Origin of the sequence: Pseudoalteromonas sp. SG41-5, assembly GCF_014164495.1 — a bacterium.
GTDB classification, from domain to species: Bacteria; Pseudomonadota; Gammaproteobacteria; order Enterobacterales; family Alteromonadaceae; genus Pseudoalteromonas; species Pseudoalteromonas rhizosphaerae.
This window is the reverse complement of the sequence record NZ_JACJFH010000134.1, coordinates 1-8,346: the sequence shown is the minus strand read 5'-3', so window position 1 is coordinate 8,346 and position 8,346 is coordinate 1. Positions and strand designations below refer to the sequence as shown.

General features: G+C 39.8%; 6 protein-coding genes. All 6 read right to left on the bottom strand.

The genetic code is table 11. The features are described 5' to 3' along the window. Positions 1 to 8: 8 nt before the first annotated feature. A complete protein-coding gene (locus tag H5232_RS21240; RefSeq protein ID WP_182768129.1) occupies positions 9 to 1,076 on the bottom strand; it encodes a hypothetical protein in 1,068 nt (355 codons plus the stop codon). Further along, the gene (locus H5232_RS21235) at positions 1,069 to 4,119 is read right to left on the bottom strand and encodes a hypothetical protein (protein ID WP_182831464.1); all 3,051 of its coding nucleotides are present in this window, start codon (positions 4,117 to 4,119) and stop codon (positions 1,069 to 1,071) included. Before H5232_RS21235 ends, H5232_RS21240 begins: the two co-directional genes overlap by 8 nt. A gap of 1 nt (position 4,120) precedes the next feature. Continuing rightward, positions 4,121 to 5,239, bottom strand: a complete 1,119-nt coding sequence (locus tag H5232_RS21230) for a DUF4150 domain-containing protein (protein ID WP_182759388.1) — start codon at positions 5,237 to 5,239, stop codon at positions 4,121 to 4,123. Beyond that, a complete protein-coding gene (locus tag H5232_RS21225; RefSeq protein ID WP_182768131.1) occupies positions 5,239 to 6,144 on the bottom strand; it encodes a hypothetical protein in 906 nt (301 codons plus the stop codon). The genes H5232_RS21230 and H5232_RS21225 overlap by 1 nt, the downstream gene beginning before the upstream one ends. Before the next feature lies 1 nt (position 6,145). Continuing rightward, positions 6,146 to 7,180 carry a DUF2169 domain-containing protein gene (locus H5232_RS21220; RefSeq protein ID WP_182831463.1) on the bottom strand — a complete coding sequence of 345 codons (1,035 nt, stop codon included), beginning with the start codon at positions 7,178 to 7,180 and terminating at the stop codon, positions 6,146 to 6,148. Beyond that, a partial coding sequence (locus H5232_RS21215) for a hypothetical protein (protein ID WP_259400170.1) occupies positions 7,170 to 8,346 on the bottom strand: 1,177 nt, incomplete at its 5' end. The genes H5232_RS21220 and H5232_RS21215, both read right to left, overlap by 11 nt.

Genomic DNA, 8,346 nt, shown 5'->3' with positions numbered 1-8,346 from the left:
TTGTTTAACTACAAATCAATCATTAAAAATGAAGTGAATTTTTGCCACAACGTTTTGCCAAATTTAATCTCGCTTTCAGCTTTTATATTATCCGCATATTTCCATGGGAATTTAAATATATCCGGTGGTGTTAGCTTTTTAATAGGTTTACCCATCAATAAGTTATCAAGCTGCTCTTCGTCATTAAATCCTTTTAAAAGCTCATCATCGGCTTTAGACATTTCTTTTAAAAATGATTTGTCAACGCGATACCAAAAATACTTAGGGCGGCCATTGGCTCTATCAAATTCAGCGGTGGTTTTATCAAACTCACGGTAATATTCAAATTGCGGAATATCGGCTAATGGTTGAGTAACATCCATAAAGTTTTGTAGTAATTCCCAATGGATTAATGAAGGAGCAACCTGATTAGCATACGTTTTTTCATATCTCATACTTTTTTTAAAATGTAAAAGCGTAAAACCTCTATTTGGGAAGCCACTATTAGGATTATGGGCCACTTTGTAATGCGCATTGAATTCTTCAAATGGTAATTCGTCTAAGCTCTTTGCGTCACTTGTAGGAATTGCCATTTTTCCTGTTACCCGATTAAATATAACAGCCAGATTGTACTTTTTTCTTATAAATGGCCAAATAATGAAATTTAATGATTTTGAAACTACTAAATAACAAAATAACATAGTAACAATATCTCCAGCCAAACTAACCGAACCTAGTAACAATGCAAATAGAGGAATAAGAAAAGCTGATAACAAGGCTATAAAATGTAATAAGACCCATGAAAATATTATCAAGTCAATTATATTGGATGGATTCGTTGATAGAGCTAATGTTAAGTTACTTGTCTTTGCACAAAAAATAGAACGATACTTTTCATACCTACCATTTAGGTTGTTTTTATAAAAGTTTTTTTGACTACTGTCATAACAATGCCCATACACTTTCCCTCTTGGGTATATTGCTTGCTTACTCTGATAACGGCAATACATAGAGTCACGTTCATCTTTAGCTATTTCATTTCTAAACCTTTCATTTTGCGTACCTTTATAAGCTGCTAAATCATACTGCTCAAGCATATTCTATTTCCTTTATTATCCATGCCTTATCGGGCACTTCGCCGTCGTCCCATTCATTTCGCTCATCAATGTCCACATAAGGCAGGGTCACATGTTTATCTAAGCGATATTGTACTTTTACTTGCCAATCGACTTCAAAGTGTTTTGGCCACATTGATAATATCGGTATGGTATATTTGAACCCAGTGATGGCACCGGATTCAGTATTCTCTTTTTGGATTATTTGCCAATTTTTATGATCGTGACGGAATTCCTGCTCAAAGTGTAAAACTCCCTCATCTTCTATCTGGTAAACTTGAACGAAAACCTCTGATTGCCCTAAAGCAAAATTTGGTGTGTCTATATCAATAGTTAATTGGCAATGGGTACCGGTGAGTTTTTTTAGACCTAATGTGACACTTGGGTTCATCAGTGTACCTACTAATGCGGCGTAACACTCTTTTGGTTGATCAAGCCATTTTTTATAACTACCGCTACAACGGTCATCTGCGTCTTTTGCAAATGGGCCATTTTTAGTCCAAGTTTCTAATTCATTATCGGTGACTAATATAGCAATAATTGCAATGATCAAACCGACTGCGATTATTGCCCACCCTAAAGGTGTAGTAAATAAAGCAGCACCAAGATATATAAAACCAGCTACAGCGACAGCTCCACTTAATGCATGAAAAAATGCTGCATCCATATCATTTTTCTGCGAAGATTTGTATACATCCAAAACCGTAATAGCCAATGTTAAGATTAGACCAACAGAGCCTATTATTTTTGTAACTTGTACTGATTTAATAATTAGATCGATTTCTGTCTTTAAGAAACTAGACAATCTTGGAATCTTAAATGAAGCAGCTTCAACTGAAAGAGTAGCTAGACTGAAAATAACATTCAATGAATCGGCTAGAAACTTAGCATCTACCTTGTCTCCTGCCTTAAATTTTTTAATCATTTCATTAGCATTAAACATTTCAAATGCTAACATCACCATTGGTAAGTTGTGCTCTAAAATTTTCGTGCCTTTGAGCTTAACAGTATCCACAGCTCCTAGTTTAAAGTCTGGGTTATCATAATAGAGCGCATACCTGTTGGCTTTAGGTACTACTACTAACTCACCCTCGATCGAATCATACCTACCGATTAAGTCATTATAGTCAGTCCAGTTTTTAGGGTTAAAATAACCTTTGTTGCTGCCAAATGCTTTAGGGTCTTCAGCTGCGATTACATTTTCTTTACTATCGTAAATAGTTACTGCATTTGGTGGCGGATTTTTCACGCTTTCACGTAGCATTGCACGCCTTTGCTGCCTGTTTTTTTGCGTACGCTTATAGTTCGTAATGCCAATTACTGATGGGTTATCACCTAATACAGCACCAGCTTGTTTAACATGTATATCTGCAAAGTCACTAATTCCAAGCGCTTTATTATAAGAGACCATCAAGTTTCTAATTTTTACAGTGTGCGGTTTTAAAACGCCGTTTTGATATTGACTCGCAACTCGCCCCCATGCGGCAGTTAAATAGCCCACCGCATCTTTAGCTTTACCAAAAAACTCTTTTAAACCTTTATTAGCTAATAAGCTGTCTTGCTCTTGTTTTTCTTCTATCAACTTTTTATGAATGCGCTTAAACTCTTCAAATCTAAATTTAGCTTCGCCGTTATTTTTTTCTTCCGGCAAGGTGTTTAATACAACACTCCCCGGCTGATTTATATCGAAGTGACCTTCTGGGATCATAAAGCAGTCAGATAACCAATTGCCTTGCTCAAACGTTGCTTTTAAAAAGCTTTCTATTGCACTTGTGGCTTTATTTATATTCTTTTTACGCTCGTTTTCAGCAGGTAACTTTTCTTTCCAAGGCCTGAATACACCAGTTGAAACATCGTCGATACTCAGTATATTTAATACATTAGTAATAAAATTAAAGCCAAATAAATAATCTACATTTTCAAGGGCTACCCAATCATTCATTACTGGAGCTAAACCAATATAATCACTTTGCTTAGAAGTTAAAGATGAGTCGTTATTTAAGTCTTGTAAAAAATCAACAAACTCTTTTTGTGCTATTGGTAACTCCTTTAAATATTTCTCTAATTTGTCATTTGACAAGTATTGCTCTAGATATTCTTTGTCTAGATGCTTTGCTCCACTACGTAAAAACTTTGCACCAGAACTTAAGTCTGCATATCCCTCTTTTTTGGTTTTTATAGGAGTCATCGAAGTTCGATGTGGGAATATATAATGATCGCGCATCACTTTTTCATGCAAATCATCATTTAGCATCGCTTGATAAGCCAACACACCTGAATCATAATGTTTCTTATCTGTTAGCTTTTTATTCTCAAGCTGTAGCTGTAAAAAAATCACTTGGCACTTATTTAACAGAGAAAGCGCTATGCCACCTGGGTCATGTATTGTAATTTGCCCTTCACGCTCTGCTACTGCTAAATCAATTTGTTGACAGCGAGCGTTTCGTAATGAATCAGCTAATCCCTGGTCTTCAACATGTGTAGGTGAAGTGGCGTTAGCACTTTTTTGTCTTGGATCATCTTTGTACAGTCCGCCGAGGCTCACAATATACTGCCATGACCATTGGGCGATGGAAAAAGCAACTTGTACCGTGGGGTCACTAAGTGAACCTGGCTCACAGTTTAAACCATTTGTTTTCTTAGGCAGCAAGATTGTTTGGGTAACTAAACCCGAATATGAACGCTCGTTTTTGCCAAATTCAGTTGCCAAATCAACTTCAGATAAACAACCATTGTCAACAGCTGCAATTTCACGCCATAAATAACCATTAACGAATATATAGTAAAAGCCGTTTAAGTTACTAACAGGTCGTTCGTCTTCTCCTAACACTTGAAATTGCGCAGGTTTAGCTTTGTTTTTATCAAGGGACGCCTCGGTAAAAACGGTTGGTTTTACCGAAATAAATTGCGCTTTATTGTCATCACTTGGCGGATTATCTAAAGTATAAGGTTGTGTATAGCCGAAAGGTATATATGAACTCCCACATTCACCCTTTATCTCCGAATCTAATTTAATTAATCCCATATTAAGCACCTGCTGTAAAATTAATTGACGCGTTTTTGCCACTGATATTTTGCTTATCTGCGATTGGCACTTTTTGCTCACTTGCACCTTGAGTCGCTTTTATTGCACCAAGCGATGCATCGTTACTATCAACACCTTTGACTAAAATACTCGCTCCATGTGTTGTTTCTGCATCACTCAAACTATCCCTCACTTGCACACTCAATCCCCTTGGTGCGGGGCCGCCGGATTGCATAAGTGGCGCAGGTGGGGTGTTTTTAGAATTAGAGATCATCGGGTCACCTTGGCGTACAGCGGGTTTACCTTCAATTAATACATTAAACGAGCCCATGATAAATTCAGCTTCACCGTCGTTTTTCTTACTCGCGACGCCTTTTTTATCACCAGGGGAGTCACCTGAGCTTTGTGAAAAAGTGCTATTTATATTAGCGGCGCCATTGCCATTGACTTTTACTGAGCTGGCAACATCTGTAACGTCACTTGATTGCGCTTTATTTGCGTATGGAATTGGTACAACGCTAGTCCCAATTGTGGTTAAGCAGACATCCACCGTCATAAGTTTGCCGCCACTATCTTGATGTACAGCGGTGCGACCATTTATCAGCACATTTTGCCCCGATACAGCTTGTACTTGTGGTGCTTGTGAAGCTGTATCTTTAATAAGCTGCTCTTGGTTACCGGCTTGCCAACCTAAATGCGTTGATACTAAATCTAAGAATGCTTGCGCGTTACTAACGGGTTTATTTACATCCATATTAGTTTGCGGTTCATTCCATGGCAGCCTTGGTTCGTTTTTTTGGCTATCCCATTGTGGCGGTGGAATAATATAATCAGGTATAAAAATATTTACCATTTCACCGAGGGTTTTCTCGCGGTATTTTGGCCTGGCAATCTCAGCTAAAAAGGCGGCGTCACCACTGGCTTTATCTTCAAAAATAGCGATACCGTTAGCTTTACCTAGCGCACCATTACTGCGGGCGCTATTGTTAAGCCCTAGCAATGTTGAGTTGTTATGTCGCCATGTTACTGAGCCACCGGTGCGCACATCAGCGCTCAGCGCATCAATATCATATTGTACGCTGCCTGTTTGTTTGCCTGCTGCGGCGTTAATATAAGGCATTATTTTTCACTCCTTGAAATTTTGACTAGCTGCTCATTAGGTGCATTAAAAATAGCAAATACCTGCTCAAGTGAGCGCGTAAGCGGGTTGCATAAATAGCTTTGTGCTAGTGTAAGTGCCGCTAATGAGTTTGCATTACCTTGATGGCCTATCGTCGTTGCTAACTCTGCACACTCAATGAGCGGCTGGCCTTTTTTGTACAATTTTTGTGTGTAAGCAAACCATTTTTTTTGCCAAGTAAGTGATTGTTCGCCCGCAAATAAATAACGGTCTTGGCTGGTGCAATTGGCCTGCGCTAATTGAGCCGTCATTTGGCCGTCATATAATTGCGCGGTAAGCTTGCCTTGCCGGTGTATTAACAGTGCATATCCACCTTCGCCATATATAACGCCCGGTGGGCCGTTTAATACTTGCACGGTGCAGCGTTTAGCTTGTTCACTCACATATTGATAGCTATTACATGAATCCACAGCGATTACTAAGGTGTCGTTGTTTATGGTGGTTAAGTCACATGTTGGCATCTGTGAATAGGCGGGTATTTGTTCTGCAATACACTCTTGGAGTAGCTCAGCGAGTGTTTCATCGCTTATCAGTGGCTGTTCAATTTCATCAACGGGCAGTAAAAATACAATTTGGCTAATGCGGTTTGTTTGCCTTAACGTGGCTATATCAACTTGCTCAAGTAGGTGCGAGAGCATTAATAAACAGCGCGTGACTCTATCGAGTTGCGCAAGTTCGTCTATTTCAACAAAAATATACGGCGCATCTAAACTAATATCACATCGAATTAATGCTTTACTTGGTTTAGAAAAAAGCATTTTATTAGCCACTGCAGTATACAAGCTGCTTGATGTACAGCCGGCAGCATTAATATGATAAAGACTGTCAAAAGTAAGTTGTTTCATATTAATTTTCTTTACCGCTATTTTGTTCTGAGGCAACGAGTATTTGACTATTTGCGCCTACTTTTTCAAGACTAATATGACCGCGCCAAAGCAGAGAAAAACACTGGGCGTCGGAATCAATTACTAAGGTGTCGCAGCGCATGGTTAGCCGCTCTCGGGCTAGTGTATTTACCACTTCCACAATAGGTTTTTGGTACGGCAGTTCTATACGTTGTTGTTGTCCGTATTGTTGTAATGGATAAAGCCCTGTTAACTGACACGCCCAGCCTTTGCCAAACTCGGCTGCAACTTGCTGATCAATGGGCGCTGTGTTGTATAAATCTTTTGGCTGTGTTGTTTTAAACGGGTACTCTCCCGCCATAAGTGCTGTTTCGTCTATTTCTGGTAAGCGTTCAACTCGTGGCGACCAATGGCTTGGTATGGCCGAAAAGCTTGCGACCGGTGTGCTGTGGCTAGGTTTTCTAAGTAATGAGTTAGCGTATTCAACACTGGGTAACTGCTGGCCAACCGCGTGCTTATTTTTAAGTTTAAAACCACGGCCGATTGGGTTTTCTAAGAACGTGTTGCTCTCGTTATTTAGCTCTTTGCCACCAAAAGCCTGCATATAATTGAGTGCCACTGGGGTAATAATATCTGGATCTGTAGCTACTGGCCCAAGCAACGAACGTCGCCAATAACGCGCTCCGGTTACACGTAAACGCTTTTTAAACAAAGGTTGCGAAGGCGAATCAAGACCCAGATCAACCTCAATAACGCGCGCGTCTTTTCCTTTTGGCGGATAAGCAGTGCAATTACCATATACTTCAAAGCCATACTTAAAAGCCACCTGCTCGTTTACTTCACAAATCGGTGAGCTGTTAGGATCGCCTTGGTAATCATCAGCAATAACAATCTCAGGACCGGGTTCAATGGCTGTAACGTTGCCTTGCTCATCAAACTCAAAGCTTTGTTTTACCACCACCACTTGACCTTCAGTACTGTCTTCTAACCAGCCGCTAAACGTACTGGCTTGCCAAGGAGAAAGATTATGAAGCATGAACGTTCTCCACTTTTTCACTTAACAGTAATTGCCACTGCGATGCACTTTGCTGGACATGAAATAAACCACATGCACTTGTTAAATCAAAATGTGGGGCAATAACACGTTGTACTAAAGAGCCTGCTAATTTAGCGAGTTTTTGTGCGCTATTGGCTTTGGTAAAACTAATGCCCATTAAAAGTTGCTCACCTGCTTGCATTGCAAACGCTTGCCTTACGTGCTCGGCATCATCAAGGTTAATGCCGCTTTGCGGTTTTACTGCATTGTTATCACTGACGACTGACATTTTTTCAGCTTTGGCAAGCGGCCTATCTGTTAATGTGAGCCACGCTGCATAAGCACTTGGTTGTGTTACTGCGATGGTCATTAAATCCATCACTAATGGCAGCGCTTGTTTATAAACAAAATGACTTAATACAAACGAGCAATGCTCTGGGTTTGCTTTGCAAAATAATGCACAGGGTTCGTACCAACGCGTGTCATTAAGTAAACCCGCTAAAGCGAGTAATTGTGCTTTTTGCTGTTCATCTGCGGTTTTTGCAAACACTTTAAATAGCTTATCGCTTACATCGTCATGCCCAGCACAATAACTATTTACTAACGCAGCAAAGGCAATCTCAAAATCTTTGTGTAATACCGCTGCGAGTAATTCACTGGTTGTAAGAGGTTGTGAAAATAATAAGGTTTTAACCACGTTTTGGGGTTTTTCTTTACCCTCAAGTACACTGGTGCGTAGCGCTTTTAAATCGTTAAGCTGCCAATGCTTTAAATTATGTTGAAGTAATTCACACTGCGCTAATTGCTCACTGCCTCTTAAGCTATGAAAGTAGGCAGTAAAGTCATCAATAGCAGTAATGAATAAATCAGCCGCTATTAAACGATATACTTCACTATGTTCGCTATTTTGCTGTGCAAGTTCACACAAAGCCTGCCATGTTAACTCGCTTACTTGGGTTAAGTTTTGCGCTGAAAAATAATCTGTTGGCGCTTCGCCTGCCAACTCACTTAAGGTATATAAATGATTGAGCATTTGCGTGTCGATCACGCTAAAACGTGCCAACGAAAACGCCCCTTGCTGCAACAGCTTTTGCCGGTGCTTTAACAAGGTGGTGAGGCGCTGATTATGAAGTTTTACTTTATATACAGGTGCGAACCTAGTGCTA